Source organism: Streptomyces alkaliphilus (genome assembly GCF_014141535.1).
GTDB classification, from domain to species: domain Bacteria; phylum Actinomycetota; class Actinomycetes; order Streptomycetales; family Streptomycetaceae; genus Streptomyces; species Streptomyces alkaliphilus.
The window spans coordinates 1-1,742 of the sequence record NZ_VKHT01001019.1; the positions used below are offsets into that span (position 1 = coordinate 1).

Below are 1,742 nucleotides of genomic sequence, written 5' to 3' on the forward strand. Positions count from 1 at the left end.
CCCCCGCCACGCGGGTCGGGGAGGCCGCCCCGGCGGACGCCGGAGACCGGACCCTCGTGGTCGGCCGCACCGGTCTGGACGCCCTGCCCCACCTCAACCCGCTGGACTCCGGCTGGGTGATCCAGGGCGAGATCAACAACCTCATGTACGAGCCGCTGATCCGCTGGGGCCGCGAGGACTGGGCGCCGGCCCCCGGCCTGGCCCTGGAATGGGAGCACTCCACCGACGGCCGGGTGTGGACCTACCGGATGGACCCGGAGGCGGTGTGGTCCGACGGGGTGCCCGTCACCGCACGGGACGCCGCCTTCACCCTGGACCTGCTGCGCACCGACCCCGTCCTCAACGGACGGCACGGCGGCCTGGTGGACAACTTCACCGACGTGGAGGCCGTCGACGATCACACCCTGGTCATCCGGGTCGCCGAGCCGGGCGCGGTCATGCACCACCTCAACAACACCCCGATCGTCCCCGCGCACGTCTGGTCGGAGCTGGACGACCCGGCCGGCTACCGGGGCGAACCCGGCCTGCCCACCTCCGGCCTCTTCTCCCTGGCCGAGTACCGCCCCGGCGAGCGGATCACGCTGGTCGCCAACCCCGACCACCCGCGCGGTCGCCCCGCCTACGACCGGCTGGTGATGCGCAACCACGAGACCACCGAGGCCGCCGTCCAGGCCCTGCTGCGCGGTGAGATCGACCTGGTGGACGGCCTCAACCCGCAACAGGCCGACGCGCTGCGCGTCACACCCGGGGTCACCGTCTCCGTCCAGCCCGGCCGGCACTGGGACGCCATCGGCTTCAACACCGGCGCCCGCACCCGCGACGGCCGCCCCATCGGGGACGGCCACCCCGCCCTGCGCGACCCCGTCGTGCGCCGCGCCCTCCACCACGTGGTGGACCGCGACCGGCTGGTGGAGATCGTGCACGCCGGCCACGCCGAGCCGGGCGTGTCCATCGTCTCCCCCGTCTTCCCCCGCCACTTCTGGGACCCCGGCCCGGAGACCGTCACCGCCGACCCCGACCTCGCCAACCGGATGCTCGACGAGGCCGGCTACCACCGCGTCGGCCCGGACGGCCCGCGGATCGACCCCGACAGCGGTCGACCGCTGTCCTTCCGGCTGCTGTACCACTCCGACCGGCCCGTCTACGCCGACATCCGGGACTTCCTGGTCGAGTGGGCCGCCGACATCGGCGTCGAGCTGCGTCCCGAGGCGCTCTCCTCCGCCCCGCTCAACGAGCGCACCGCCGCCGGCACCTACGACATCGCCTTCGGCGGCTGGAACTACGGCCCCGACCCCGACGAGGACTTCGCCTACCACACCTGCGCCCGCCTCCCCGAGGAACCGCGCCCCACCGACCTGACCTTCTCCTGGTACTGCGACGAGGAGTTCGACGCCCTGTACGAGCGGCAGCGCCGCGAGACCGACCCGGAGGCCAGGGCCGAACTGGTGCGACGGATGCAGCGCCACCTCTACCTGGACGCGCCGCAGATCGTGCTGGCCTACGACCACACCATGGAGGCGCACTCCGCCGGATGGGGCGGCTTCGGGATGCTCCCCGCCTCGGGCGGCTCGATCACCCGGCAACAGGCCGACTACGGCTACGCCCTCGCCGCGCCGGTGCCCGGCGGGACGGCGGTCGGGGAGGGGCGCGGCACCGGCCTCGGGACCGCCGTCGGCATCGCCGCCCCGGTGCTGCTGCTCGCCGTCGCCGCCCGTGCCGTCCACCGCCGGCGCACCACCCAC

General features: G+C 74.4%; 1 protein-coding gene. It reads left to right on the top strand.

What is annotated here, in order from left to right; genetic code table 11:
* Nucleotides 1–56: 56 nt before the first annotated feature.
* The coding region (locus FNQ90_RS22060; RefSeq protein ID WP_182607955.1) for an ABC transporter substrate-binding protein at nucleotides 57–1,742 on the top strand (1,686 nt) is incomplete at its 3' end.